Consider the following 26,964-nt stretch of genomic DNA (forward strand, 5'->3'; position numbering starts at 1 on the left):
CACTATGCTGGCCGGAAGATGAATGCGCTTTGATCGCCACGCGACTGGGCATTCAACGTGCGTGCCCGCTTAGTGAAACCCCCGAGTTCTTTTTTGCTGAACATGCCAGTGAAAACCTGCGGCTGGGACAGCGGAATGTCGCGACGATACTGCTCGCTTGCCCAAAACTGGAACCCACTAGAGTCGTCCACCGCGCGGTCCAGCTGCATACCGGCCGCCTCGCCCGCTATCCGCATGCCTTCTCGCGACGGCAGCGATACGTGGCGTGGCGCGTCGAGTTGCACCCAGTCGGTACCATATTCTTCCCAAGCGGCGGACGACACAGTGGGAATGCGCACGACACAGACGCCGCTGGGGCCAAGCAAACGGCAAGCGTCAGCCAAGGCCACACGCGGCGATACGACATGCTCGAGCGAATGATTGAACATCACGAGATCAAAGCGGCCTTCCATCTTGTCGATTGCGCGGCGCAGGATGTTAACGCCGCCAGCCGATTGCGTGTCGGCCGTAATGAACGGATCGATACCCAACAGGTTGATGTATCCGACGTTGGCGAGCCGATCGAGAAGATGGCCGGCACCGCAGCCGACATCGAGGATTACGGCATCTCGCGCTAGACCATGGGATCGCATAAGTGCCATTTCGGCATCCGGCTTAGCCCATGACAGCACCTTGCCTAACGGGGTGAAGCGACCCACGGAAGCGCGATCTCGCTGACCGATTAAGAAGCGCTTGACGGCGGATGAGCGGTTCGGATCGAATGAATAGTAACCCGGGCCGTAGTAGCGCTCAAGCGCGTCTTCCGGCAGACGGTCGTCCAGGTTGATGCTCCTACAGGCACCGCATTCGTGATACCCGAACCAGTCACGATGTCCGATCATCATCTCGCGCGCCTTAAATGTCCGTGCGACGGTGTCGGACAGGCAAAACCGGCATGGATCGATCGTTGCAGAGGCCATTGTATCTCAATCTCGTAGTAGGTGAGGCGAGCCTGCGAACGTCGACGATCGCAATCCGCGGATTGACGGCAAGACCATCGAACGAAGACGAAATCAGTGTCTTGCCATTCTGCCTAGCGTCGCAATCGACGCAACGATTCTCCGACCTTCAGAAAATGTCATCAGCATACAACCCGACAAGGTATAGGCGACGATTGCACCCAGTACAACGCGGACATACAGACCGAACACGAACCGATCCACGATCAGCGCACCCGCCACAGCGCCGATCGCCGCGATGAACAGCGGGTAGATCGCGCGGCCGACTATCTCGTGTGTGACAGGCCCATTACGCGACGCGGCCCACAGATACACGCCATGGAAGAGCGGTGCGAAGATAGCATAGCTTATCGCGATCCCGACGGCACCGAACGGCAGGCCACAGAGTAGCGAGCCGATCATCAGCAACCCGCTCCGCCACGCCACGGAAATCTGCTCACCGGCACGGTTCTGGCTTTCGAACAACCAAGAACTCGCGCCGGAGAACGCCTGGAAGATCGCGGCGATTGATATCGCCGAAAACATCGGAGTCATCGGCAGCCAGTTCTTGCCGAGCAGCATAAACACGACATCGTGCGCCAACACCGATGCGGTGATCAGCCCCGGCATTGCGATCAGCACGGTCCCCTGCAACAGCGCCGAAAACGCAGCGGCGTAGCGGTCGGCGTCGCCGCGAAGTCGCGAAAGCAATGGTACCGCGATACGCGTCACCGGCAGCGTGACCGACGCGATCGGCCGTAGCACGAGCGCGAACGAGCGATCGAACAGGCCCAACGTCCTAGCACCCATCAGCACCCCGATGACGACGGTGTTGGCATAGTTGGACACATAGTTGAGCAGACTGGCGGACAGCAACTTGCCGCCGAACGCCATCATTTCCGGGGCGGCGGGGCTCCACGTCGGGCGACCCGGACGAAAACCACACAACTGCCTATCCATGACCGCGCGCGTCAGCGTTCCCGCGACGGTACCGAGCACGATCGACCAGTATCCGGCGCCTTTCAAAGCCGCCAGGATCGATACGGCAAAGACGACCAACGTGCCGACGACGTCAACCAGCGCGATCGCGCCGAAGCGCATGCGGCGCGCCATCAGGGCCGACGCGTGGCCAGCGATTGCAGCGATCGGCATCTGCAGGGCCAGCACGATGACGATGTCGCGCACTTCGGGCTGCCCGTACATCCTTGCGATCAGCGGCGAGCTTAAAACGACCGTCAACAACATGAGCGACGCGCCGCCGAGCGACACCCAATAAATGGATGTTAGGTCCGCTTGCGTTATCTTCTCACGTTGGACCACCGCCTGGGCTAGGCCAAGGTTGGTAAATATCTCGATCAGTACGATAATCGGGGTCGCCATCGCCACAACGCCGAATTCCTGCGGCAGCAGAATCCGCCCCAAAATTATTTGCAACGCGAACGTCAGCGGTATGCGGATAGCCTGGGCCGCCCCCGTGTACATCGTGCCCATCACCGCGCGCCTACGGAAATTCGTAGGATCGACATCCGCTGCCAGCCCCAAAGGATCGGCGACAATGGTGTCGGGAACATTGGCGTGTGGCGTCTGGGACAGCATGCGCGAGCGCTTACGCGCCCTGCGGACCGTTTGCCATCCCGGCAGCCGGTTTGCAGTCAGCGTCGATCGAGCTAATGCGATCAGTTAGGCCAACCGAATAGCGGTCCGGGCGATTGATGAGACGCCATGATGATCGATGCAACCAAGGGCGACATAGTTGCCGTCACGGTAACTTATGGCGAACGACGCGATATGCTTTTCACCGTACTCGACGCCTTGCGCGTAGAGGGCGCCACCCATGTCATCGTTGTCGACAACGGCGCGAGTTGGCCGGTTGCCGCAGAGTTGACGACGCGTTTGGGTGGGTTCGTCAAGATCGTGTCGATGGGTGGTAACACCGGCAGTGCGAGGGGTTATGTCGCGGGAATCGAAGCGGCGATGGCGAGCCGCCTGCCGTTCATTTGGCTACTCGATGATGACAACCTGCCGCGGCCAGGGTGTCTGGCAACGCTTCGCAAAGCCTACAAAGAAGAAATCGATCAAACTCCGTCCAGCCTGCTGGCGGTGTTGGCGTTGCGTCCGGAGCATTTTGCAGGCGGCGTCGCGCCGAAACAGCTGATGACGCGCTGGGACAGCTTTGCTGGATTCCACGTCGCCGACCTGTTCGAAAAGCTAATCAACCGGCTGCCTCTGCGCGCGCGCACGGCGATGCCTGGCCGCATACCGTTAGGCGTCGCGCCCTATGGCGGCATGCTGTTTCACCGGTCGCTCATCGAGCACCTGGGGCTGCCGCGGCTCGAATTCGGCCAATATGGTGACGATACCGAATTTACCTGGCGGATCACTAGCAACGGCGGCCGTATCATACAGATTGCGGATGCGATCGTTGACGATCTTGAGCAGGCCTTCCAGAAGAACGCGCAGTTACGAAATCGATTTTTAGGCGCACTGCTAACCGATAGCGACTTCCGGACCTATTATACGTTCCGTAATCTTGCCTATTTCGAACGGCGCTTTCGGCGGCGCAAGCCATTGCTTTTCACGCTCAACCGGATCGTGTATTTTTCAATTCTGCGGTTTTATGCGCACAGGCACGGACTCAAGGCGCGCTACACGTTCATCCGTGACAGTTCGAGTGAGGGCCTGACCGGTGACCTGAAGCCAAGCATACGTTTCCCCTTGGAATGACCGTTAAATTCCATCGATTATCGGTCGCTCGGCGTCACATGTCACCAAGGTCACTTGGTGGCGATCCATTTTAATGTATGGCGGTACGAGTGACCCCGGATCGGCAACCCACAATCTGGCGCAAGCGAAGCGGACCTCGATGGTCACGCGACGACCTGCTTCGACCTACTTGATATCGATCGCGAAATATTCTGTCGCGTCGGTTGAATTGGCCCGATCTTAGCAATTCAGCGTGTGTAAAATCTCGGTATTCGGGTTTGTTTTCAGTGCAGCAGAAGCCACTATTTTTACGCATCCAGGTTTTGCGGTTGGTCGCGGCGGTAGCAGTCGTCGGATATCATGCGCAAATAACCGCCATATCGTATTTCGGCGGCCCTAGTCCGTACAAGATTCTTGAGTTCGGATCATACGGCGTCGATCTGTTCTTCGTCATATCGGGATTCATTATCGTTTTTATCGGATCGACCCGCGAAAGGCGGCCTTCGGTCTTCGCTGTTCGGCGCATCGTCCGCGTGATACCCCTATACTGGCTGATGACTGCGCTAACTTTCGCGCTGACCCATATTCCAGGGCTTGCGCGGCTCGAGATTTCGGGGCCCTATCATCTATTGCAATCAACGTTATTCATTTCCTGGATGAACGGCCCAGAAACGTATCCGGTTTTGAACGTCGGCTGGACGCTGGAATACGAGATGTTTTTCTACATCATTGCGGCACTTTCAATGGCATTGACTCCACGCCCCTGGCTAGCCGCGTCGTTCGCCATGTGCGCTACCGTGCTCTCCGGACACGGTACTGCGTTTTTTCTGCAGAATCCGATCATGCTGGAATTTGTTTTCGGGATGACGATCGGAGCCTATTTGTACGACCGCTCCTCGTTCCCCTGGATGGCGGCTGGTGCTCTGTTCGTCCTGCTTACCTTGCCGTTCGAAAGCGCAGCGTGGCGGGTATGGGCGTTTGGTTTGCCCTCGACCGCCTTGGTTGCAATCGCAATCTACGCCGACGCACACAAGACTTACACAGGCAAACTGCTGCCCGAACTGGGCAACGCCTCCTTCTCGATCTATCTGGCACACGTTATTGCGATCTCGTTCGCGTGCAAGCTAGGCTTGATCGTTGTGCCACATATGCCGGCAGCGCTGGCGATCCCGATCATCGCGATATTCGCGATCGCGATGGGCTACATCCTCTACCGGCTCATTGAACGAAGGCTGATCATTCTGTTTCACAAGCGGCGTGCCGTAGTTCAATCGCGGGTCCTGATTGAGCCGACAGTAAACGCGTCGATCCGATCTACTCCTCGCGGAACCGGTGCGGCTGTCGAATCAGTGGATGCGAACAGCCTCGACGGATAAGGTCCGCGCCGGCAGTTGATCCCGCTTCGTAAGCGTCAGGCGCTGAGCGGCGCAACCGCTATTAGGTATATCGAAGGACAGCGTCAAAAGCGCATCGTCCGAGCCATGCGCCAAGCGCCGCAGCAGGTCTTTTCCCGACGGTAGGCAGGCAATGCCCCAGCCCGCCGCCGGAGTGCCCGTATTCCCGCCAACACGCGATGTGAGCGTATGCACGCCGGGCCCTAAAATCAGCAACTGGGATACGATGACGGTACCGCTGTTGAGATCCGACGGAATCGATAGCGCCGTACCATTTGGACCGCCAGCAAACGTTACGGCGCCAGCAAGGTTTGGATCGACCGTCCATTCAAATTGACTAGCTGGCTTGTCGTCCGGTCTTGCCGCAATTAAGGCGAAGTCGCTATCATAGGGGGCGGCAGCAATACGCGTTGCGGGAACTGCGAACATCTTGGCCCATAAATTCCGCGCCCGGACGTAGTCGTGAAGGTCAATCAACCGGTCGATATAATTCAACCATTCAGTTGGAGCGATCGATAATCGACGGGCCCGCATCTCGCGAAACAACGCCTCCATCCCTTCGGTAGAGGTAGCGGGTAGGCGCTCGTGGACGTCGGTAAAAAATGCGGGCCGCCAGACGGGCTGCAAAGCAAGACTATCGGCCAGTGCGGCACGCAACCGGGGCTCGTTGACCGCAGCGAGGAACACAGCGCGAGTGATATCGGTCGACCGGTTTCGCCGGGCCAGAGCATCTGCACGTTGGATGACCGGAATAGCATCGTCACGAAGCGCGGCATCGCGCAACGCCCATAACTGCGTTGGAGTATCGCGCCAGCCCAGCTCTGCCGCTTGGCGCATGATCCGCACACCGGCTGGGCGATTGCCTAAGCTTTCGGTTGCCAAGCCCAAGACTCGCATTGCGCGATCGTTGATTGGGGCAGCCAACACGACGGCTTGGGCGACATCGGCGGCCTTGGCGGCGGCACCCGCCGCCAAAAGCGCCTGTGCCAACAACGCACCCGCATCCGGGTGCGTTGCGGTGCCCATCACGACTAGCAGCCGAGGGTTGGCCGAGCGCTCTGCCAACCCCGCCAAACCGGTAACGACGATCTGCCAGGACAACGCACCGCCCAGCAACACAGCGGCGATCGTACGAAGATAGCGCCGGCCCACGCGTCCCGGAGTGCCCTTCGTATCCACAGGGTCAACCCCCCTCGTCGGCCTGGCCATAGCTATACGTGTAATTATAGTCACCAGATTGGCCATTCGCCTTCGCATCAAATTTGGTCAGTAAGACACCGACAACGGCCGCGCGCGCGATTTTCAGGCGAGTCAACGCCATGCGCGCATGGCGGCCACGGGCGTGGTTCGCCTGGACCACAAACAGGGTCGCCTCGACCTGAGACGCCAGCGTCGGGGCATCGGCTAAACCGAGTACAGGCGGTGCATCAACCAGAACAATATCGTACTCCGCTTTGATCTGATCAAGCAATGCCGCAAATCCAGCACCGGCAATCAACTCCGCAGGGTTGATCGGGACAGGTCCTGCCGCGATGAGCGATAGGTTCGGCGTATCGGTCCGCTGCAATACCTCGTGCAATGTCGCCTGACGCGCAAGCAGATTAGCCAGTCCAACCTTGTTGGACAATCCAAAATTTCGATGCTGAGCCGGCTTACGCATGTCAGCGTCGATCAGCGCTACCCGACGACCGATCTGCGCAAAGCCACGGGCAAGTGCATAAGAAGTCGTCGACTTACCTTCTGAAGCGCCACTACTGGTCACCATTAAACTGTGGGGCGCGCCACTCGGCGTCGACAACTCCAGCGCCGCACGCAGCGCGTAATAAGCTTCTGACATGTCAGAGCGAACCTTTTGCAGTTCGCCGCCTGGTGTTTGATCCGTCGCCAATATGGGAACGACGCCGATCATGCTAACGCCCAATTCGCTTTCTACGTCCTCGCCGGAGCGTATCGCATCGTCGAAATGCTCGCGCAGAACCACATAGCCGACACCAAGCAGCAAGCCGGCGAACAATGCCAAGGCGAGATTAAGGAACAGCTTAGGTGACACCGGCCGTATCGGAGGATCGGCACGATCGATGATCGAGACATTGTTGGACGACGCGCCGGCGGTGGCGCTTACCCCCTTGTAGCGCTGGAGCAGCGCGTCGTAGAGGGTCCGGTTAGTATCAACCTCGCGGCGCAAGATATTTGCCTTCACGCCCCGACCCTGCTCGGTCAGCGTCGTGCCCTTCATTTTTTCGAGGTCACTGGACAGCGCCTTTTCCTGCGCAACCGCGATCTGGTACTGCTGCCGAATACCGTCGCGAATACCCCGCGCTAGGCGCTCTATCTGGCTGGTGACGGTCTCAATTTGCGCCGCCGCTTGGGTTTGGCCGGGATAATCGCCGAGATAGCGCTTCGCATTTTGGGCGTATTCACCCTGCAACTTGGCGCGCTCTTGGAGCAGCGTCTGGATCGCAGGATTGGCTAGCACTTCGGGCTGGCTCAACAACGCCGTTCCCGATGCTTCTCGCCACCGCTGTTCGGCGGCCACGCGACTTGCTGAAGCTAGCGCGTAAGATTGGTTCAACTGAACAAGATTGGCGGTTGTCAGTGAACGCGGTCCAGTCGACTGCCCGTCCCCGGCACCGGTGCTGGCATCAATCAGCCCTGCCGACCGAGCATAATCAATCTGAGCACGTTCGGATTCTTCCAGGCGTTGTCGGGTCTGTCGCAACTGCCCTTCAAGGAATTGGCGAGCGTAGGCCGTCGTATTGAACTTGCGCTGGATGTTGCTGACGATGTAGCTGTCGGCGAAGCTGTTCGCAACGCTGGCGGACAACTGGCGGTCGGGGCTGTCGAACGAGATGATCGCGACGCGCGATTCCACTGGGAGTTCAATATCGAGATTGCGCTGTAAAGCGTCAACGATCTGTTCGCGATGTGTCTGCTGAAGATTATAGGCGCCGCGAGGTTCGGTCGCCGGCTTCATGTGCATTTTGTCGAAAAACTGATTATTTCGGTACAGACCAAGATTTTCTGCAACTTGGCGTGCGAGCGTGCGGCTCTTTATTACGTCGATTTGGGTCTGGAGGAAGCGATCACCATCCATGACCGAATCGGAATTGGGCTCGACGTCGTTCCCCGCCAGTATTTCAGCTGCCTGTTGATCAATCTGAATACGCGCTTCTGCACGGAAGATTGGCGTACTTAAAAACGTCACAAGCAGGCCCAGAAGCAGCGCGGCGACGATTGTGACGACCAGCTTCAGCCGGTTTCGATAAACCGCGGACCAGATCGCACGCAGGTCGATTGGACCCGATTCCTCGTGCGGCACTTCTCCCTGGGAAGCCATCGATACGTCCTGGACCCGAGGGGTAAGAGGGGTGGTGTTGTTCATGCGAGGTCCGGACGAGCTGGAGTAACTGATCGAAAGAGCCGCACGATCAATTGAGCAACTGTACGAACAAGCCGGCGGCCGGCGCCAGGGTTAGCAGGTCATAACCAAGCGCCTTGGCGCCCGATGTACCAACCACGACATAATCGCCGCTTTGCAGGATGGGATCCTCTAAACGACCGGCGCGAATTTCACCCATATCGAACAAGGCCCCGTAACGCTTGCCATCGATATGACGAAATATCGCAACCTTGTCGAAGGTTGCCGTCCGCGTCGCCCCACGTGCAAGCGCGATCGCTTGAAGTAGCGTCGTGTCGCCTTGCAGGCCGTATACGCCGGGCGTGTTGACCGCGCCATCGACCGTGACGTTTTGGGCGCGCGATTCCATGACGATTACCGATACTCGCGGATCAACCAGATAGCGCGAGGCGAGCACCGACTGGATTTCCTTAGAGAGTTCCTCCGTCGTCTTGCCCGCAGCGACCACGCGACCGATCAACGGTAGGACCAGCGTCCCCCCCGTTTCCACGGGCGCCGCCTCGACAGACATGTCTGGCTCGCGGAAGACTGTGATATTTAGCGTGTCTTGGACGTTGATGCGGTACTCGGGACGCGATCCGGCAGGTCGCGTAGCGGGAATGGTCTGATAGGCGTCTTGACCGGCAGGCAGCCCCTCCCACTTCTCGGAAGAGACGCAGGCGCTTAACGTCGTGGTAAGCAGCAGGAAGGCAAAGCGAGCCGGCATTATGGCCTCTACAAGGAATATCCGGTCTGGGATGGCTATCCCAAATCTAATCAACCCACGCCCTTACTGAGCGTTTGACACGTTGGCTAGGCTCGGCTCGCGCGAAAAGGCACCGGCGAGGCCAGCATGGCGGCCAGCACGGCAAAGACGCAAGCCAAGAGCAGCGTGCGCAGCGGGTAATCGACAATCGACGCCGCAAGCAACAGTCCGATCCCCACAAAGGCAGTCAGCATCGGTGCGAAATCGGATGTCCCCATCCGACCGTGCAGGCGCCGCCAAGCGGTCGCCGCAAGCCACATGATGAACCCGAGCAGCAGCACTAACCCTGCGACCCCCGCCTCCAGCACGATCTCCATGAAATCGGAATGGGCATGGTTCGTATAGGTTTGATGAACCGCATTTAGAGATTCCGTCATGCGAAACACGGGCACGAACGTGCCAAAACCCGACCCCCATGGTAGAAACTGACGGATCGCCGTCAAGACGTCGGGCCAAAATACGTATCGGCCTTCGCGGCTGGCACCGAACCGATCAAGCGTTTCCTGAGCAATCGACGATTGCGCGATCACCACCAGTCCGACCAACAGGACCACGGCCAGCGCGATCGTGATCCTGGGATGCTGTCGTACGAGCCCCCATCCGCCGAGCAGCGGTACGCAACTTGCCAAGGCGAGCGGCAGGAGGGTGAGGCCCGCACGCGAAAGGCAGCCTGCGACCGATACGGCTAGAACTGCTATCACGATTCCGGTCGCGACAATCTGCGTTTTCCGCTGTCTTAGCATGGTTGTGGTCCGCCCCACTAACGCTGCGAGCGGGATCGCGAGCACCAGCATGACCGCGTTATGGTTCTTGTTGGCAAAGATGCCCTTGCCCTTAGTCGGATTTGGGGTGTCGTAAAGCGTCAACCACATCGCGTCCTGAGCCTGGATCATTGCCAGGATCGCGCTCACAAGCGCCGCCGCGACGATGAGGACGAGAAGTTTGAGTTGCGCATCCCGATCAAGATGCAGTGTCCCGACGAACATCGCCACTGGAGGAATCAGAAAATAGCCGGCCGTTCGCGTTGCAGCAGGGTCCAAACTAAGTGGCTGCCATGAGCGAGGCGCTCCGACGGCACCTAGAACGCCCACCACGATGCCACGTCCGGGCAAGGCGTGCCACACGCTGGGCGGAAGCGGTATAGTCTGCAGGATTATTAACAAGAAAAGCGCTGCGATCAGGACCAGCGCTCCGGTGATCGATCGCCCCCGCGGCGCCCGCCAACCACGCGAGAAAAACCAGCCGAGCGCGACCACGCCGCCCAACTCTACCACCATCTGCTGCACGGGCGCATAAGGGCTACCGCCACCAAATAGCAGGGCCAGAGCTAGCAATCCGGCCGCAACGACAAAATCGCCGCGACGAATATCCTGGGCTAAACTCACTTCTCTTCACCCGTTGCCTTCGGTAGACCTCGCGTCTCGCATACGGGTTTCACGATGGCAACGTTCGCCCTGGCCGCACTTCACCACATATGGTTCCCCCTATGTCTTCATCGTCAACTTCTGCGTCCTCAACTTGGTTCGTGGGCGCTCTTCCGCCCCCGCTGAACGGCCAGTCAGCGTGCAATCACGCAATGCTGGAGGAGATGCGCGCGCGCGGAGGCTTGATCCGAGTATACGATATCGGTGGGACAACGGCTACAAAGCTGCGCGGCGTTTGGCGCGCAATTCAAGGTGTGCTGTCGAAGGCGCTTGAGCATGATCGCGCCTATCTGTCGGTTCCCGGCAAGGTTGGGGTATGGCTGCTCGTACCACTGGCGCTAGCTTTGCGGCTGCGCGGGATCGTACATTTCGTCCATCACCACAGCTTTCGCCCGATCAATCTGGCACCATTGCGCGGTATGGGTATGCTGGTTTGGGCCGGAGGGCGCCATCAGCGCCACATCCTCCTGTCCGCCGACATGCGGCGCCGGTTCACGGATATCTATCTTGCTGGCGACGACGATCGGGCAGCAACGCTATCAAACGCCTATTTGTTCGGCCCTACCTTGCCTCGGCCTCCGTTGGCGGCAGCAGCAAGCCGCCCTGACAGACCGGTAACGCTAGGTCATATGAGCGTGCTGACCTACGAAAAGGGTGTAGAATACCTGCTCGATTTGTTCGCAATACTCGCAGGGCGCGGTCACGATTGGCGGTTAATAATTGCCGGCCCATGCGCCGACCCGACTCTGAGCAGGACGCTGACCGAGGCGGTCGTCGCACATCGCGGCAGGGTAGATTATCGTGGTGCCGTCTCAGGTCGTAAAAAGGAATTGTTCTTTGCTGATATCGACCTTTTTGTGCTGCCGACAACGCTGGTGGACGAGGCCGAACCTCTGGTAATGCTAGAAGCCTTCAGCCGGGGCGTCGATGTAGTCGCCAACGACACCGGATGCATCCGGGATCGTATCCGTACCTCAAGGCATCTGATGAGCCTTGATCGAAATGCTGATACCGCTTTGATCGAAGCACGGGTCGCCGACTGCGCACGGGATTGGGCAACGACACGGTACGCATGTGTCGAGCATGCCTACGCTATCAAATCGTTAGCAGACGCCGAAGCGAAGGAGGTTTTCAACCATATCCTTAATTCCGGTGCATATTTGCCATCAATGCCGCACTTATGACATAGCGCGCGATCTCGTCTTCGCCGTTTCTCCTCGCACGCCCGGATCCTCGCGCGATGATTATCTATCTCATTCTGTTCGCGCTGTACGTCCTCGCGCCAAAGATCGATCTATACGCGATTGGTTCCGCCGCGATCCGCCCGGAGGACATCATCAACGCAGTAGCGTTCCTAGTTTATGTCGTGTCGTCGCGACGGCCGTTCTCGGTACCAGGCTATGCCAAATTCTACCTGCTATTCATTGGCTTCGGACTTATTGCCGCGGTCATCAACCTCGGACAGGGCGGTCTCGTCGGACTCGTCTACGGCATCCGACTCGCGCAATACATGACGTGGTTCTTTATCTTATACGAAGCAGCGCCGCACTTGAGCGCTCGCTCACTGCGCTGGACGTGCCTGATAGTCTGCGGGTGCTTCGTGATTTGGGGGTTCGGCGAATACACTAGTATTATCCCGCGGATCGGCAAGTTTTCCGGTGCGACGCAACGTCTGACGATCAACACTTCTGGCCCGTTTGAGACCTCGGCGATGTTGGCGATGCTCGCCTATGCGGCCCCGGCGTTCTGGCTCACACCGTTCATGATCGTCATCATCTTCCTGACCCAGGCACGCATCACGCTACTGGGGATTCTTGTCAGCTTCGCCGCCGCGCGCCCGGGCCGCACCATGGCGCTGGGGTTCGCGGGTGCCCTCGTCGCGACGGTTGCCGCTCAGCCGATCTATACCGCTATCAGCGCATCGAGGCTTGGCGCTTCGGAAACCCCGCTCGCGATGGGGGGGCTACTTGCTTATACATGGAAGCGCGTGCCGGTGGTGCCGCGCCCAGCCTATTATCGCGAACGCTTTCTGCAAGGCTCTCAGATCTTTCGATACATGCCCAATACGCGGGGCGACTTGAGCTTTAAGTATCGCGCTGTGCGTTGGCCGATCATCATCAAATCGACCGCTGCGCGTTGGATACAACTCTTCGTTGGGTGGGGTCCGGGCGCTTGGAGCAACGCAGTCGACGGCTATTATGTTCGCATTTTCGGCGAGACGGGCCTGATCGGCGTGGCGCTGTTCGTCGCCTGCCTCGTCGCTGCGCTGCGTACGCTGCAGCAGCGTAGTATCGGCAAGTTCTCGCTCGTCATGCTCATCATCGCCGGATTCTTCATCGACATTTTTGCCTCGTCAAAGGTTATGCCGATCTTGTGGGTGTTCCTTGCCCTCGAACACGCCGGTCACCCCTTCGCGTTCCGGCGTGCGCGGCCGCTGTTCCGCCTCCGCCCGCGGCAACTGCCGACGCCGCGATCGGCCCCCGTACAACCGGCCTAGCGCACTGCGGGCGGGGCGATCGACCGCCGGACCGCTGCGGGCGCGCCGAACGCGACGCTGTACGGCGGGATCGAACGGGTAACGATGGACCCTGCACCGATTACCGAACCCTCGCCGATATCGACGCCGTCAAGGATCGACACATTGTTACCGAGCCAGCATCGGTCGCCAATCGACACGCCGTGCCGCGATACCGCGCCCGAGACGAAACTGCCGTCCTCGCCCAACTCATGTGATTCCGCGGTGACGGTCAATCCGGCTCCAATCTGGACGTCTTCGCCGATCGTTACTAGGCCGCCGAGACCGATAACTGCGTTCGGCCCGATATAGCTGCGCTTGCCAATCCTGAGGCCGATCGCGCGCGCATTGAGTCCGCTGCGGCTCTGGATCCATACGCGCTCACGTAACGTCACCCGTTCGGCAAGCATCACTCCTTGCGCGGCAGCACAATCGACATAGCCGTAACCACCGATCGCCACGCCACGGCCGAGCGTCAGGCGCGTCGCCTGAACGAACTGAATGCCAGGTCCGAGCATCAGCGCGGAGGGTTTCCGCAGGCGGATTACGCTCCAGACCAAGCCGCGCAGGAACGGGATACCGCCCTTGGCGATCAGATAGCCGAGATCACCCGTCTCGACGGCATAGGTCCGTCCCGTAAGCCTGGTAATTAGCGTCCCGATCATGCGGCGATCTTTCCTTTTCCGAACAGGACCTGACGGTAGACCGCCATTGTCCGCGTGTAGTGCCGCTCCGCCGAAAAATCGTCTGCGGCCCGCACCCGCCCTGCTGCTCCCATGGTACGCGCCAGATCTGGCACCGCGGCTAGGCGGCCGACGCGATCTACCAGCATGCCTACGTCGCCCGGCGCGACTCTAAAGCCGTCGACGCCGTCGACGACGGTTTCGGCCAGCCCACCGGCTGCCGCCGCGATAACCGGAATACCGTGGGCCAGCGCCTCGATAGCGGTAAGACCGAACGGCTCGGGATAGAGCGAGGGGACCACCGCGCAGAACGCGCGCGCGCGGGCGGCGGTCAGCCCGGCTTCGTTCAGGACGCCGAGCCACTCGACGTTCGCAAGGTCCGCGGCTCGTGCCATCGCTTCGCTCCGCGCAGAACCATCGCCAGCGATCGCGAACCGGACATTAGGCAAGCACCGTGCTGCGTCGAGTAGCGTAAAGATGCCCTTGTGCGGTTCGACCCGCCCGGCGAACAAGACTTGGTCGCGCAACGCAGGGGTTTCGACGAGGGCAGGAAGCGCGACCGGGTGATAGATCATCTCGATCCGGTCGGCGGGCATGCCCATCACGATAAGCTGGTCACGCTGATAGGCACTAATCGACAAATAACGCGCGATATGGCGCTTGTGACCGAGCGCATCCGACAGGCGCATCTCAGCCATGTTCCATGCCGAGCGCGCAAGCGAGCCGCCGGCGCACCGATGACGAAGCACCTGCGTATAGCGGCGATCGTGACAGTCGGTGCATACATGGCCGTCGCGGTACAGCAGCGAGATCGGGCAGACCGCGCGATATTCATGCATGGTCTGGACGATCGGAATGCCACGACGCGCGATCTCGGGCAGGATCGCCGGTGTTAGTCGCTTGAAATAGCTGTGGAGATGGACGAGCTCGATCGCTTGTTCATCAAGCACGCGCCCGATCGCGCGTCTGGCAGCAGGCGAATACAGCGTCCGCAACAGATCGGAGGCCGCCGTATCGGTCGTGGAAGGCGCCGGCGGGAAATAGTGGGCATAGTCGCTCGGCAGGTTCGCCGGATCGGCGGCGGCAAAGGGCACGACGTGATGCCCATGCCCGCGTAGCAGCGCCTCCAGCGTGAACATCGCGACGTCCATGCCACCCAAGACATGGTAGTTCTGGTTGACGTTAAGAATGCGCAACGGTCGATCGGTGGACAGCATGCCCCCCTGTAAGCCAGTTTGTCATAGCCGCACCACCAAGACCGCAAGGCCCGTGATACCGTGCGTGATTATTCGGAAATGAACTCGCCGACTACAACGTCCACTACGCGCTTATACTGGTTGACGAACAGGCGTGACCGATCGTGCCCGCGCGGCACGCGATTGCCCTTCACGATTACCGAAACAAGTTGCTCGGGCGGGGTCGATCCCGGCGTCGTCAGACGGCCGAGAACGATCGGCGTCGTGGTGGTCGACGGTACGAAGCGGTTGGCTGTCACGGTAGCCCTGCTGACGTTGTAACTGAATTCGATTCCTGCGGTGGTGAAGGTGCGGATATCGTTGTCGCGGATGACGACGCCGCCTGTATCGCCGCCCATAGCAACACCGATCGGGGTGCCGCTGATCTTGTTGCGCTCGATCGTGAGGTTGCGCGGTTCGCCATGGATGCGATTGACTCGCACGCCTGCGGTCCGACAGTCGGTAATGATGTTGCGAACCGCAACGCAGTCCGCGACTGTTTCCAGGAACACCCCGATGCTGGACCCCCGGATTCGGTTGCCGCTGATCGTCGCGCGGTGCGAAGTCGAAACCGTCGAATGTCCGTCGGTGTCGTCGCCATAAACGTCGATGGCGTTGTCACGGCAGTCGTTAAGTTCGTTATCCACGATCTCGACGCCGTCGAACTGCGAACACTGGATACCGATGAAGCTGGTACGCTCGACCAGATTGTTCGCGATGCGCAAATTGCGAGAAAGGTTGCCGACCGTGCCCTGCAACATGATCCCCTGCCCCACGGCATCGTGGACGTGCATGTTTTCGATAATTACATCGACACATCGCCCCTTCCAGCCGAGCAGCACCGCTGCACCGCCGAACTCGTCGCGAAACTTGCCCTGGGCCTGCCGACTTCCGTCGATACGGAAAGAACGCAAGCCCGCGCGACTGAGGTTCCCCTTACTCGCGACGATTCGCGCATAGCTGCCCGGGCCCAACTGCGCATCTGCCAGTTTGACGATACAGCGGTCGCGGTCGGTGCCCTCGATCGTCACGCCTGATCGCAGCGTCAGCGCGCTTCCGCCGTCACCATCGTCCGACGGCCTGTAGCGTACAAGATAGGTGCCGGGACTCAGCGTCACTACGCCCCCCCCCGCCTCAGCCGCCGCATCGATGGCACGCTGTATGGCAGGACCGTCGTCGGTAACCCCGTCAGCTTTGGCGCCGAATTTGCGCACGTCGCCGGAGCCGCCCTGTCCAGACGCCTTCCCGCAGGCGGTCGATGTCACCGTAAGGAAGGTGCCCCATATTACCGAACGCCGATCAACGCGCTTGCCACCGTTCGACAGCGGCCGCTCGTCTGCAAGTTCATATTTTTCCATGAAGGCATTTAGAGCCGTTGCGAAAAAAAGACCAGCGATAGGCCCATCGAGGTCTCGCCCCAGCGTAACCAGCGAAGGTTCTGACAAGCCGTTCTGTAGGCCGGCCCGGCGATTTCAGTGCCTTGGCGCGGATTGTTCGTTACCAGATCCGGGTTGCGGCAACGCTGCTCAGGTGACAAAGTGCGCCCAACTTAACAGGTTGTTGTCTTGAAAAATTCCTTATGCGGCGTTGGTCTGTCTTACGTGATCGTCGGCCAGCCTGCTCGCAAGGCGGCGTGGCGTTTAGCGGTGGCGTCGGATCGCGTGGTCTCGTGCAACGGCGACAATGCCGCATGATTAAGTTTGACAAGGCCTACACTGAGGGTCTCGATCGGTTGGCGTCAACGGATGGTCTGTCGAGGCTACCACCTTGTCATGTCGTTGTCGCCAGTCGCCAGGTATTGCGGGCAACGACTAGATTATGACCGTGAACCGACGCGCCGTTATAGCCGGCTTGATGAGCACCGTGGCGCTGGCGGCGTGCGGTGACGGAGACACGACCGGCAACGGCGGCGGTGGGACAGGCGGGACGGGCGAAGCGCCTTTCGTCTTTCCCGCTCCCGAGCCGTTCCCGACATCGATACCCTACCCCGCCGCTCCGCAGCCTCCTACCCCGAACGCGCTGCAATCGCGTACATCACTCAACATTCTCACCTTGGGCATGTCGGTCTTTCTGGGCGACGATCTGGTTGGTTACGACAATCCGTATCGTGCGACGATCGTCTCGGACTATGCGCCGTCACGATACTTCGCAAAGGCGTTGCTGTACGCCCGTCCCGATCGAGCGGTCCGCGAACAGATCGCGGCCGTGGGCGGTTCTTTCGACGACCAGACTCCCGGCCAATATGCCGGTGCTACCGGCAAACCGTACGACGTCACGATCCTGGGCCTGGCAATGAACAGCGGCTCTGCATACGGCGTGCACGGTCGCGGACCGAACGCGGCTTTTACCAAGGAGAGGCTGCGCGCGCTGCTCGTGCAGATCAAGGCGGATGGCGGCACACCAGTCCTATGCAATACCATCCACCCCTGGCCCGAAAAGACGACGCCGGAACTGATCCGCAGTGCCCTGTCCGAAGGTATCGCGTGGCCACCCGAGCAGCAGACACTATTGTTCGGGGGCGCCCTCACCTTCGACCGGGACAACAACTTGTTTGGCTCGCCGACCTTGAGCGCGGACGGACGCGGGATTTTCGAACGTGATGGCGGCCAATCGATCCGAGCGGGCAGCCAGTTGATGATCGAAAGCGATTCGGGTGGCAATGCCGGTGTGCGGATGACGGTGACACGCCGGTTGAGTGGCACGACGGTTGAGGTCGATCCTGGGTCGATCCGGCAGAGCGGTGCCTCCGTTGGCTACGTCCGGCATTTCAACCCGCCCGTCGACGAGTTCCTCGTGCCGCCTCCGGCCCAGCAGGTACAGACGCGCGATTGGACGGGTGCCGGAATTTCCGTTGCAGGCATCGTCAGTTATGCGACATGGAACGCCATCCTCGCCGACCTCGCACGCGAACAGGACGTCAAGTTGATCGACCTGGAATATCGGGGTTTCAAATGGGTAGAGCAGCATGGCTGGCCGTCGGTGTATCGATCAGTCAGCCAAGGTGTCGTCTTCGAGACCTACAATCACCCGCAGTGGGCGGCGCAACGCATCATTTATGGGGAAATGATGACATGGCTCGCCGGTGAACTTGATGCAAACCGCCTCTTTGGAGGGTATGAGCGGCTGCGGGGACCTGTGGTAACCTGACGGGTCGGAAGTACAGCGGATCGACTCTATAACACGGAGCCGGCCTCCCTATGGGGCGGGCCTCGATGTCACCCCGCCCCCCGGCAATATATTGCACCAACGTTGCCCTCACCGCGCAAGCAAGTGCTCCATGAACGCGCGGACCACCGGGCCGATGTCCTCGCGGCCCAGGGCGATCGCCAGGTTCGCCTCGATATACCCGGCCTTGTCGCCGCAATCGTAGCGCTGGCCGTCGAAGGTGAAGCCGTGGAACGGCTGGCGGCCGATCAGCTGCGCCATCGCGTCGGTCAGCTGGATCTCGTCGCCGGCGCCCTTTTCCTGGTTCTCGAGGATCCGCATCACCTCGGGCTGGAGGATGTAGCGCCCGGGGATCATCAGGTTGGACGGTGCGGTGCCGCGCTTGGGCTTTTCGACCAGCGCGGTGACCTCGGTCAGGCGACCGTCGATCTTGCCGGGCGAGATGATGCCGTATTTGTCGGTCTCCGAATCGGCGACTTCGAGCGCACCGATGACGTTGCCGCCGACCTGGTTATAGGCCTCGACCATCTGCTTCATGAAGCCGGGCGCGCCGACCATCAGCTCGTCGGGCAGCAGCACCGCGAACGGTTCGTCGCCGACGATCTCGCGTGCGCACCAGACCGCATGGCCGAGGCCGAGCGGCTCCTGCTGGCGGATATAGACCGGCGAACCCGGCTTCATGCGGATGCCGTCGATCGGATCGAGCGACTTGCCGCGCGCGCGCATGGTGTCCTCGAGCTCGTACGAGATATCGAAATGATCCTCGAGCGAGCCCTTGTTGCGCCCGGTCACGAAGATGATCTGCTCGATCCCCGCTTCCAGCGCCTCCTCGACGGCATACTGGATCAGCGGCTTGTCGACGACCGTCAGCATCTCCTTGGGCATCGCCTTGGTCGCGGGCAGGAAGCGTGTTCCGAGGCCGGCGACGGGAAACACGGCTTTGCGCAGCGGCTTGATCGGCATCGAATACTCCTGGAAAACCTGGCCGCGCCTTTACCCCCCCGGCGGGGCATCGGCAAATCGCGGTGCATACGGTTAGGGCGTCCTTAAACGGCGTGCGCTACAGGCGGTTCCCATGAAGGTCCTCGTCATATTCGGCACCCGCCCCGAAGCCATCAAGCTGTTCCCGGTGGTCCGCGCGCTGGCCGCCACGCCCGGGCTGTCGGTCCGCACCTGCGTCACCGCGCAGCATCGCGGGTTGCTCGATCAGGTGCTGGCGATCGCCGACCTGGTCCCCGACATCGACCTCGACATCATGGAGCCGGGCCAGACGCTCGACCGTCTGACTGCAAGGCTGCTGACGGGCCTTGGCGAAGTCATGGACGCCGAACGCCCCGACATGGTCCTGGTGCAGGGCGACACCGCGACCGCGATGGCCGGTGCGCTCGCCGGCTATTACCGCAAGATACCGGTCGCGCATGTCGAAGCCGGGTTGCGATCGGGCGACATCTATCATCCGTGGCCCGAGGAGGTGAACCGGCGGATCGTCGCGCCGATCGCGGCGCTGCACTTCGCGCCAACCGAAACCGCAGCCGCCGCGTTGCGGGCCGAGACGATCCGGCCCGACACCATCCACATGACGGGCAATACCGTGATCGACGCGCTGCACTGGACACGCGAACGGGTGGCCGCCGATCCCGGCCTCGCCGCCGGGCTCGACGCAATCGCCGCGCGGTTCGCGGGCAAGCGGCTGATCCTGGTCACCACGCACCGGCGCGAGAATTTCGGCGACGGCATGGGCCAGATCGCGCGTGCAATCGGTCGGATCGCAGAGCGCGACGACGTCGCCATCCTGTTCCCGGTCCACCCCAATCCCAATGTCGTATCGGTGATGGACGCGATCCTGGGCGACCGGGCCAACGTCGCGCGAATCGAACCGCTCGATTACCCGCATTTCGTCCGCGCGCTGGGCATGGCCGATATCGTCCTGACCGATTCGGGCGGGGTGCAGGAGGAGGCGCCCGCGCTGGGCAAGCCGGTGCTGGTGATGCGCGAGACCACCGAGCGCCCCGAAGGCGTCGCCGCCGGCACCGCGAAGCTGGTCGGATCTGGCGAGGATCGCATCGTTTCCGAAATCTTCACGCTGCTCGACGACAACGCCGCCTATGCCGCGATGGCCCATGCGCATAACCCGTATGGCGACGGCCACGCCGCAGCCAGAATAGCAGGGATCATAGCGCATGCTGTCGGACGTTGAGTTGAAGGTCGTCGTGCTGGGGCTCGGCTATATCGGCCTGCCCACCGCCGCGATCATCGCACGGACCGGTGCGCAGGTGCTCGGCGTCGACGTCACGCGGAGCGTCGTCGACACGATCAATTCGGGCAAGGTGCATATCGAGGAAGTCGATCTCGACGGGCTGGTCTCGGGCGTCGTCGCGCGCGGCACGCTGCGCGCATCGATGGAGATCGCGCCCGCCGACGTCTTCGTCATCGCGGTGCCGACCCCGTTCGACGACGATCACGCCCCCAACGTCGGTTACGTGCTGCAGGCCGCGACGACGATCGCGACGGTGCTGAAGGCCGGCGACACGATCATCCTCGAATCGACCTCGCCGGTGGGCACGACCGAGCAGGTCCGCGACCTGCTGGCGACCCTGCGTCCCGACCTGAGGGTTCCCGGCCGTACGGGAGACCAGGCCGATATCGCGATCGCCTATTGCCCCGAACGCGTGCTGCCCGGCCGCATCCTGGTCGAACTGATCGACAACGACCGCGTCATCGGCGGCATCACGCCGCGGTGCGCGCGGAAAGCCCTCACCTTCTATCGCCGGTTCGTGCGGGGAGCCTGCGTCACCACGACCGCGAAGGCGGCGGAGATGACCAAGCTGACCGAGAACGCGTTCCGCGACGTCAACATCGCGTTCGCGAACGAACTGTCGCTGATCGCGGACACGATGGGCGTCGATGTGTGGGAGGTGATCCGGCTCGCCAACCGCCATCCGCGCGTCAAAATCCTGTCGCCCGGTCCCGGTGTCGGCGGGCACTGCATTGCGGTCGACCCGTGGTTCCTGGTCCATGCCGCGCCCGAGCAGACGCCGCTGATCCGCACGGCCCGCGAGGTGAACGACGGCAAGACCGACCATGTCATCGCGCAGGTCGCGAGCCTGATCGAGGCGATGCCTGGCACCCCGGTCGCGTGCCTGGGCCTGGCGTTCAAGGCGAACATCGACGATTTCCGCGAGAGCCCGGCGGTCAAGGTCGCTGCGGCGATCGCGTCGCGATTCGGCGAGCGCGTGCGGATCGTCGAGCCCTATGCCGCGGCGCTGCCGTCCGCGTTCGACGGCACCGGCGCGACGCTGATCGATGTCGACACCGCGATCGAGACCTGCGGGATCATGGTCGTGCTGGTCGACCACGACGTCTTCCGGTCAATCCCGCTGGAGGAGCGCGCCGGCAAGGCGGTGCTCGATACGCGCGGGATCTGGCCGGATCAGCCGAGGTTCGTTGCGGCCGAGGCGGTGCGACTGGCGAGCTGAGGCGTCACTGCAGCGGGGTGTCGCGGGTCGCCAGGATATCCGGCACGATCGGCCGCGTCTTCGTCGCCGCGATCTGCCGCGCCACGGTCTCCAGCACGTCCGCCCGCGCCCGCGAAGAGGCATGCGTCCGGCTGCGGAACACCCCGCCATCGATATCGCCGCCCTTGGTCCGCCAGAAGGTCGGGGCCGCCATCGGATCATAGCCCGCATTGGCGAGCAGATAGATGCCGAGCCGATCGGCATCGTCCTCGGTCTCGCGGATCAGCCGCCCGTTCCGCCCCAGCTCGGCGAGCAGGCCGGTCTTGACCTTCGCTGCGTCGAGCCGCGCGCGGTGCCGCAGGATGTTGTGCGCGAGTTCATGCGAGACGACCACCGCGATCTCCGCATCGTCATAGTCCTGGAAATACCGTTCGCCGATCTGCACGATCGCGCCGTCCGCGCTCGCACCCAACCCGCTGCCGAGCAGGATCTCGAATCGCGACCGGCACCCCGGCACCGGCGTCACCGCAAGATCGAGCCGACCGCCGTTGCGCGAAACCGAAAGTGTCACCGGGCGGTTCGGCGCGGCGTTCGCGATCTGCGCCTCCGCCGCATCGCGATCCGCGGGCCCTTGCGTGCCCGAGGAGAGACCGGGTTGCGCATGGCCGTCGATCGCGACGATCGAATCGTTCGCGCGAACACCGCCGCGCGCTGCCGGGCCACCGGTCACCACACCCTCGACCCCCACCGCCGATTCGAATCCGAACACCGCGCGGGCGTTCGGCCGGGCGGTCGCGCCATATTGCGTCAGCGCATGGATCGGCAGGCCGAGTTGCGGCTGCAACCGGTCGCATAACGCGGCATTGGCGGTGGTCAGCCGATACGCGATCGTCGCCAGCCGCAGGTCGGCGGTCCGCAACGCCTCGAAAAACGCGGGCGACGGCGGCGCTTCCTTCGGAGGCGGTGCGGCTCCGAGCAGCAACAGGGGAAGCAGCAGGAATAAGGGGCGAGACGGCATCGGCGGGGCATAGCCGGTGGAGAGCGGCGCGTCAGCCGGCGTTATCGTTGCGAGCGCGTCCGTTTGGCGGTATCGGAACCGCTTCCCCGGACATCCACACACGCATGATTTCAAAGCTTTTCCCGTCCCGTCGTCGCGCCGCCGAGACTGCGCCCGCGATCCCCGATGGCCAGCGGGTGTATGCGATCGGCGACATCCATGGCTGCGCCGACCTGCTCGACGAGTTGCTCGGGCGGATCGAGGCCGACGACGCAGAGCGCGGGCCCGCCGAGACCAGCATCATCCTGCTCGGCGACCTGGTCGATCGGGGGCCGGACTCCGCCGCGGTGATCGACCGGCTGATCGCGCTCGTCGCATTGCGCCCCGGCACGCGCTTCCTGCTCGGCAACCACGAGGAGATATTCCTCGGCGCGCTCGACGGCGAGCCCAAGGCGTTGCGGCTGTTCTGCCGGATCGGCGGCCGCGAGACGGTGCTGAGCTATGGCATGGCGGCGGCCGAATACGAGCGGCTCGACTACGAGGAACTGGTCAACCGCCTAGGCCAGATCGTGCCGCCCGCGCACCGCGCTTTCTTCGAGCGGTTCGAGGACATGATCGTGATCGGCGATTATGCGTTCGTCCATGCCGGAGTCCGGCCCGACACCCCGCTCGACCAGCAACGCGGCGGCGACCTGCGCTGGATCCGCGATCCGTTCCTCGACCACCGCAGCCGACTCGGCAAGATGATCGTGCACGGCCATACCATCACCGCCGCGGTCGAGACCCGCCCGCACCGGATCGGGATCGACACCGGCGCCTATACCACCGGCCGACTGACCGCACTGGGCCTGGAGGGCGATCGGCGCTGGGAGCTGCAGACCGGCGTTTCGCAGGCGTAGATGGCCGTGACGAAGCGCTCTTTCGGGGCGTCCGCGATCGGTCTATGGAGGCATAATGTGGAGCGCATTGTTGTGTCTCTGCAACAGTGTGGAACGCTTCCATAGCTGTGGAGTTACCTCGGTTGCCTTGTGTCCGGTTTCGTGCCAGTGCATCGGGCGACGAGCACAAAGGGAGTTTTTACATGCGTTTTGGGAAGTATCTCCTGACCGCAGCGGCAGCCACGATGGCAGTTGCTCCGGCCATGGCGGCACCGGCTGCTAACCTTTCGGCTTCGAAGTCGGTCCGCGCTGGCGCGGTATCGGGCGAGAAGAGCGACGTTGCAGGCAGCGGCATCATCGTTGCGGTTCTCGCAGCGGCTGCTGTCATCGCCGGCATCGTTGTCGTCGCAGACAGCGACGACAAGGCCGACAGCAACTAAGCTTTACGCTTATTGCAAAAGAAGTAGCGGTCTTCGGGCCGCTATTTTTTTGCCCGGCGTAGATCGGTCGGGGAGCGCCAACCCTGCCGATTCGGCGGGTGCCAATGCCGGGCTCACGGCTCTGGGTCATGCGCGCCGAACAACACCAGAGCCGTACGGGCACAGAATGAGGGTTTCCGGCTCGACCGGCCGCGATCATCACCCTTTGCGGTTGACAGAAGCGCCCCCCTTGCCTAGCTGCCCGGCTTCTCCCGACGGACTTCGGTGCGTGGGGTACATGTATTTGGAAAGTGACAAGGGCCATGTTCGCAGTCGTGCGCACGGGCGGCAAGCAGTATCGCGTCGCCGCTGGAGATAAGATCGTCGTCGAAAAGATCGAGGGCGATGCAGGTGCGTCGGTGACGCTGGGTGATGTGCTGCTGGCGGGCGAAGGCTCGGAGCTGCGCTCGGTCGAGGGTTTCACCGTCGCCGCAGAGATCATCGCGCAGGCGAAGGCGGACAAGGTCATCGTCTTCAAGAAGCGTCGTCGTCACAACTATCGTCGCAAGAACGGCCATCGCCAGCAGCACACGATCCTGAAGATCGTGTCGGTCGGCGGCCAGACCGCCCAGCAGCGTACCGAGGCCGACGCCCCGGCCGCGCAGGCATAAGGAGTAGCTTCAGATGGCACATAAGAAAGCAGGCGGCTCTTCGCGCAACGGTCGCGATTCGGCCGGTCGTCGCCTCGGCGTCAAGAAGTTCGGCGGGCAGGAATGCGTCGCGGGCAACATCCTCGTGCGCCAGCGCGGGACCAAATTTTATCCCGGCACCAATGTCGGCATCGGCACCGACCACACGCTGTTCGCGCTGGTCGACGGCCGCGTGCTGTTCAGCAAGGGCAAGCTCGGTCGTAAATTCTGTTCGGTCGAGATGCCGGCGAACGACGCCGATATTGCGGTCGCGGCCGAATAACATCGGGTAACCAGCCGGGTTGCCCACCAGGGTGATCCGGGGTCCGCTGCCAAGCGGACCAGCCAAACAAGGGAGCCGGGTCCGTCCTGGCTCCCTTTTTTATTGCTCCCTCCCCTCGGCCTGTCGCGGTCCCGTCATTCCGACGTGGCATGCGCGCAGCCGACGACGCGAGAGGAAGAGAGCAATGTTCGCGCGGACCAAGAGACTGACACTGAGGCCAGGCTGGCCCGAGGATGCGCCCGCGCTGGCGCAGGCGATCGCGCACGAGCGCGTCGCGACCATGCTGGTGCGCGCGCCGTGGCCCTATGACCTGGCGGATGCACAGGCGTTCCTGTCGGTGCCGCGCGGGGCGCACGAGCCGTGCTTCCTGATCGAGGCGATGGACGGCGACACCCCGCGGATCGTCGGCGGCATCGAGCTGATGCGCGACGGCGATGCCCATGAGCTCGGCTATTGGCTGACCCCCGATGCCTGGGGTCGCGGGTATGCGACCGAGGCGGGGCGTGCGGTCCTGCAGATCGCGCGCCACGCGCTGGGGCTGCGAAGGATCGTTTCCAGCCACGCGCTCGACAACCCGGCGTCCGCGAACGTGCTGCGCAAGCTCGGCTTCCGCGAGGTCGGGCGGTCGGAGCGTCCCAGCATCGCGCGCGGGCGGGAGATGCCGTGCGCGATGCTCGAATGCGTCCTCGACGACGATGACGATCGAGCGCCGATGTTGATCGCGGCGTAGGACGCGACGAGGGCCAGCATGACGGGATCGGCCGATCATGTTGGCCCTGGCGGGCGTGACGAAACGGGGTCAGCGCCCCGCTCAACCGCAAGGCTGGCGAAATTCGCGTTTTTCGCTATGGGACGGCGATGCATTTTCTAGACCAAGCCAAGATCTACGTCCGTTCGGGCGAGGGCGGCCCCGGGGCCGTCAGTTTCCGTCGCGAGAAGTTCATCGAATATGGTGGGCCCGACGGCGGCAACGGCGGCAAGGGCGGCGACATCATCTTCGAAGCGATCGCCGGCCTCAACACCCTGATCGACTTTCGCTACACCCAGCATTTCCGCGCGCCCCGCGGCTTCGGCGGCTCGGGATCGAACCGCACCGGCGGCGGTGGCGACGACCTGGTCATCCGCGTCCCCGTCGGCACGCAGGTGCTGTCCGAGGACAAGGAAGAGGTGCTGCTCGACTTCACCAAGGCTGGCCAGCGCGAAGTGTTCTTCCGCGGCGGCGATGGCGGGCGCGGCAATGCCAGCTACAAGACCTCGACCAACCGCACCCCGCGCCAGCACGGCACCGGCTGGCCGTTCGAGGAGGCGTGGGTCTGGCTGCGGCTGAAACTACTCGCGGATGCCGGGCTCGTCGGGCTGCCTAATGCGGGCAAGTCGACCTTCATCAACCAGGTGTCGAACGCGCAGGCCAAGGTCGGCGAGTACGCGTTCACCACGACCCGACCGCAGCTGGGCGTGGTGCGCCACAAGCAGCGCGAGTTCGTGATCGCCGACATCCCCGGGCTGATCGCGGGCGCGGCCGACGGCGCCGGCATCGGCGACCGGTTCCTGGGCCATATCGAGCGGTGCCGCGTGCTGCTGCACCTGGTCGACGCGAACGACAAGGATGTCGCCGAATTGTACCGCATCGTCCGCGACGAGCTGGAGAATTACGGTGCCGGCCTGACCGACAAGAAGGTCATCGTTGCGCTCAACAAGATCGACATGCTCGATCCGGAACTGATCGCGGCACTGTCGGCGGAACTGGCGGAGGCCAGCGGCGCCGAGGTGATGGCGTTGTCCGGCGCGAGTGGCGCGGGCGTCGAGCCGGTGCTGGACAAGCTGATCGAGGCGATCGGGCCCGCACCGGGTGCGCCGAAGGAGCTGGAAGAAGGCGAAGTGCCGGTCGCATGGTCGCCGCTCTGACCCTTAAAGCCCTCTCCCCTACGGGGAGAGGGTTGGGTGAGGGGCAGCCACGAGCGCTATCGTTCGTGGCTGCCCCTCA

24 protein-coding genes are annotated in these 26,964 nt (G+C 62.2%); 13 read left to right on the forward strand and 11 right to left on the reverse strand.

Annotated features, from left to right (window positions below; all coding sequences use genetic code 11):
* Positions 1-2 precede the first annotated feature (2 nt).
* Both SJY20_RS13470 and SJY20_RS13475 read right to left on the reverse strand, forming a co-directional pair.
* Positions 3-959 (reverse strand): class I SAM-dependent methyltransferase, encoded by a 957-nt coding sequence (locus tag SJY20_RS13470; RefSeq protein ID WP_380787427.1) that lies wholly within the window; start codon positions 957-959, stop codon positions 3-5.
* Between the two features lie 93 nt (positions 960-1,052).
* On the reverse strand, positions 1,053-2,573 hold the full coding sequence (locus SJY20_RS13475) for a lipopolysaccharide biosynthesis protein (protein ID WP_380787428.1): 1,521 nt from the start codon (positions 2,571-2,573) through the stop codon (positions 1,053-1,055).
* Between the two features lie 126 nt (positions 2,574-2,699).
* On the opposite strand from SJY20_RS13475, the gene SJY20_RS13480 reads away from it, so the two are divergent.
* Together SJY20_RS13480 and SJY20_RS13485 are read left to right on the forward strand one after the other, a co-directional pair.
* Complete coding sequence (locus SJY20_RS13480; protein WP_380787429.1) at positions 2,700-3,701, forward strand: glycosyltransferase; 1,002 nt, start codon at positions 2,700-2,702, stop codon at positions 3,699-3,701.
* A gap of 266 nt (positions 3,702-3,967) precedes the next feature.
* A complete protein-coding gene (locus SJY20_RS13485) occupies positions 3,968-5,056 on the forward strand; it encodes an acyltransferase family protein (protein WP_380787430.1) in 1,089 nt (362 codons plus the stop codon).
* On the opposite strand, the gene SJY20_RS13490 is transcribed toward SJY20_RS13485, so the two are convergent.
* The 4 genes from SJY20_RS13490 to SJY20_RS13505 form a co-directional block, all read right to left on the reverse strand.
* Positions 5,027-6,226, reverse strand: coding sequence for a hypothetical protein (locus SJY20_RS13490; protein WP_380787431.1), 1,200 nt, complete (start codon positions 6,224-6,226; stop codon positions 5,027-5,029). The genes SJY20_RS13485 and SJY20_RS13490 overlap by 30 nt on opposite strands.
* A 31-nt stretch (positions 6,227-6,257) precedes the next feature.
* Positions 6,258-8,456, reverse strand: a complete 2,199-nt coding sequence (locus SJY20_RS13495; protein ID WP_380787432.1) for a GumC family protein — start codon at positions 8,454-8,456, stop codon at positions 6,258-6,260.
* A gap of 46 nt (positions 8,457-8,502) precedes the next feature.
* Positions 8,503-9,198: a polysaccharide biosynthesis/export family protein gene (locus SJY20_RS13500; RefSeq protein WP_380787433.1), complete on the reverse strand. Its 696-nt coding sequence runs from the start codon at positions 9,196-9,198 to the stop codon at positions 8,503-8,505.
* 86 nt (positions 9,199-9,284) lie between these two features.
* On the reverse strand, positions 9,285-10,622 hold the full coding sequence (locus tag SJY20_RS13505) for an O-antigen ligase family protein (protein WP_380787434.1): 1,338 nt from the start codon (positions 10,620-10,622) through the stop codon (positions 9,285-9,287).
* A 221-nt stretch (positions 10,623-10,843) separates the two neighbouring features.
* Between SJY20_RS13505 and SJY20_RS13510 the strand changes: the two genes are divergently transcribed.
* Both SJY20_RS13510 and SJY20_RS13515 read left to right on the forward strand, forming a co-directional pair.
* Positions 10,844-11,845, forward strand: a complete 1,002-nt coding sequence (locus tag SJY20_RS13510) for a glycosyltransferase family 4 protein (RefSeq protein ID WP_380787435.1) — start codon at positions 10,844-10,846, stop codon at positions 11,843-11,845.
* A 56-nt stretch (positions 11,846-11,901) separates the two neighbouring features.
* Positions 11,902-13,158, forward strand: a complete 1,257-nt coding sequence (locus tag SJY20_RS13515; protein WP_380787436.1) for a hypothetical protein — start codon at positions 11,902-11,904, stop codon at positions 13,156-13,158.
* Here the strand turns inward: SJY20_RS13515 and SJY20_RS13520 are convergent.
* The 3 genes from SJY20_RS13520 to SJY20_RS13530 form a co-directional block, all read right to left on the reverse strand.
* A complete protein-coding gene (locus SJY20_RS13520; RefSeq protein WP_380787437.1) occupies positions 13,155-13,841 on the reverse strand; it encodes an acyltransferase in 687 nt (228 codons plus the stop codon). The genes SJY20_RS13515 and SJY20_RS13520 overlap by 4 nt on opposite strands.
* Entirely contained in the window at positions 13,838-15,076 is a 1,239-nt protein-coding gene (locus SJY20_RS13525; protein WP_380787438.1) for a glycosyltransferase, read from the reverse strand. The genes SJY20_RS13520 and SJY20_RS13525 overlap by 4 nt, the downstream gene beginning before the upstream one ends.
* 68 nt (positions 15,077-15,144) lie before the next feature.
* The gene (locus SJY20_RS13530) at positions 15,145-16,452 is read right to left on the reverse strand and encodes a nitrous oxide reductase family maturation protein NosD (RefSeq protein WP_380787439.1); all 1,308 of its coding nucleotides are present in this window, start codon (positions 16,450-16,452) and stop codon (positions 15,145-15,147) included.
* Positions 16,453-16,948: 496 nt separating this feature from the next.
* Between SJY20_RS13530 and SJY20_RS13535 the strand changes: the two genes are divergently transcribed.
* Positions 16,949-18,241: a hypothetical protein gene (locus tag SJY20_RS13535; RefSeq protein WP_380787440.1), complete on the forward strand. Its 1,293-nt coding sequence runs from the start codon at positions 16,949-16,951 to the stop codon at positions 18,239-18,241.
* 108 nt (positions 18,242-18,349) lie between these two features.
* On the opposite strand, the gene galU is transcribed toward SJY20_RS13535, so the two are convergent.
* Positions 18,350-19,222, reverse strand: coding sequence for a UTP--glucose-1-phosphate uridylyltransferase GalU (galU, locus tag SJY20_RS13540; protein ID WP_380787441.1), 873 nt, complete (start codon positions 19,220-19,222; stop codon positions 18,350-18,352).
* A gap of 112 nt (positions 19,223-19,334) precedes the next feature.
* On the opposite strand from galU, the gene wecB reads away from it, so the two are divergent.
* Both wecB and wecC read left to right on the forward strand, forming a co-directional pair.
* Positions 19,335-20,456 carry a non-hydrolyzing UDP-N-acetylglucosamine 2-epimerase gene (gene wecB / locus SJY20_RS13545; RefSeq protein ID WP_380787442.1) on the forward strand — a complete coding sequence of 374 codons (1,122 nt, stop codon included), beginning with the start codon at positions 19,335-19,337 and terminating at the stop codon, positions 20,454-20,456.
* Positions 20,440-21,735: a UDP-N-acetyl-D-mannosamine dehydrogenase gene (wecC, locus tag SJY20_RS13550; protein ID WP_380787443.1), complete on the forward strand. Its 1,296-nt coding sequence runs from the start codon at positions 20,440-20,442 to the stop codon at positions 21,733-21,735. The genes wecB and wecC overlap by 17 nt, the downstream gene beginning before the upstream one ends.
* A gap of 4 nt (positions 21,736-21,739) precedes the next feature.
* Here wecC and SJY20_RS13555 read toward each other — a convergent pair whose 3' ends face one another.
* On the reverse strand, positions 21,740-22,696 hold the full coding sequence (locus SJY20_RS13555; RefSeq protein WP_380787444.1) for a PDZ domain-containing protein: 957 nt from the start codon (positions 22,694-22,696) through the stop codon (positions 21,740-21,742).
* Between the two features lie 140 nt (positions 22,697-22,836).
* Here SJY20_RS13555 and SJY20_RS13560 point away from each other — a divergent pair, with 140 nt between their 5' ends.
* From SJY20_RS13560 to obgE, 6 genes are all read left to right on the forward strand, one after another.
* A complete protein-coding gene (locus tag SJY20_RS13560) occupies positions 22,837-23,610 on the forward strand; it encodes a metallophosphoesterase family protein (RefSeq protein ID WP_380787445.1) in 774 nt (257 codons plus the stop codon).
* 182 nt (positions 23,611-23,792) lie between these two features.
* Complete coding sequence (locus SJY20_RS13565; protein ID WP_380787446.1) at positions 23,793-24,029, forward strand: hypothetical protein; 237 nt, start codon at positions 23,793-23,795, stop codon at positions 24,027-24,029.
* A gap of 302 nt (positions 24,030-24,331) precedes the next feature.
* Positions 24,332-24,679, forward strand: coding sequence for a 50S ribosomal protein L21 (gene rplU, locus SJY20_RS13570; RefSeq protein WP_380787447.1), 348 nt, complete (start codon positions 24,332-24,334; stop codon positions 24,677-24,679).
* A gap of 13 nt (positions 24,680-24,692) precedes the next feature.
* The gene (gene rpmA / locus SJY20_RS13575; protein WP_380787448.1) at positions 24,693-24,980 is read left to right on the forward strand and encodes a 50S ribosomal protein L27; all 288 of its coding nucleotides are present in this window, start codon (positions 24,693-24,695) and stop codon (positions 24,978-24,980) included.
* A gap of 184 nt (positions 24,981-25,164) precedes the next feature.
* Positions 25,165-25,710, forward strand: a complete 546-nt coding sequence (locus tag SJY20_RS13580) for a GNAT family N-acetyltransferase (protein ID WP_380787449.1) — start codon at positions 25,165-25,167, stop codon at positions 25,708-25,710.
* A 128-nt stretch (positions 25,711-25,838) separates the two neighbouring features.
* Positions 25,839-26,885, forward strand: a complete 1,047-nt coding sequence (obgE, locus tag SJY20_RS13585; RefSeq protein WP_380787450.1) for a GTPase ObgE — start codon at positions 25,839-25,841, stop codon at positions 26,883-26,885.
* The last annotated feature ends 79 nt before the right edge of the window (positions 26,886-26,964 follow it).

It is taken from the genome of Sphingomonas sp. R86521 (genome assembly GCF_042466235.1).
Classification (GTDB): domain Bacteria; phylum Pseudomonadota; class Alphaproteobacteria; order Sphingomonadales; family Sphingomonadaceae; genus Sphingomonas.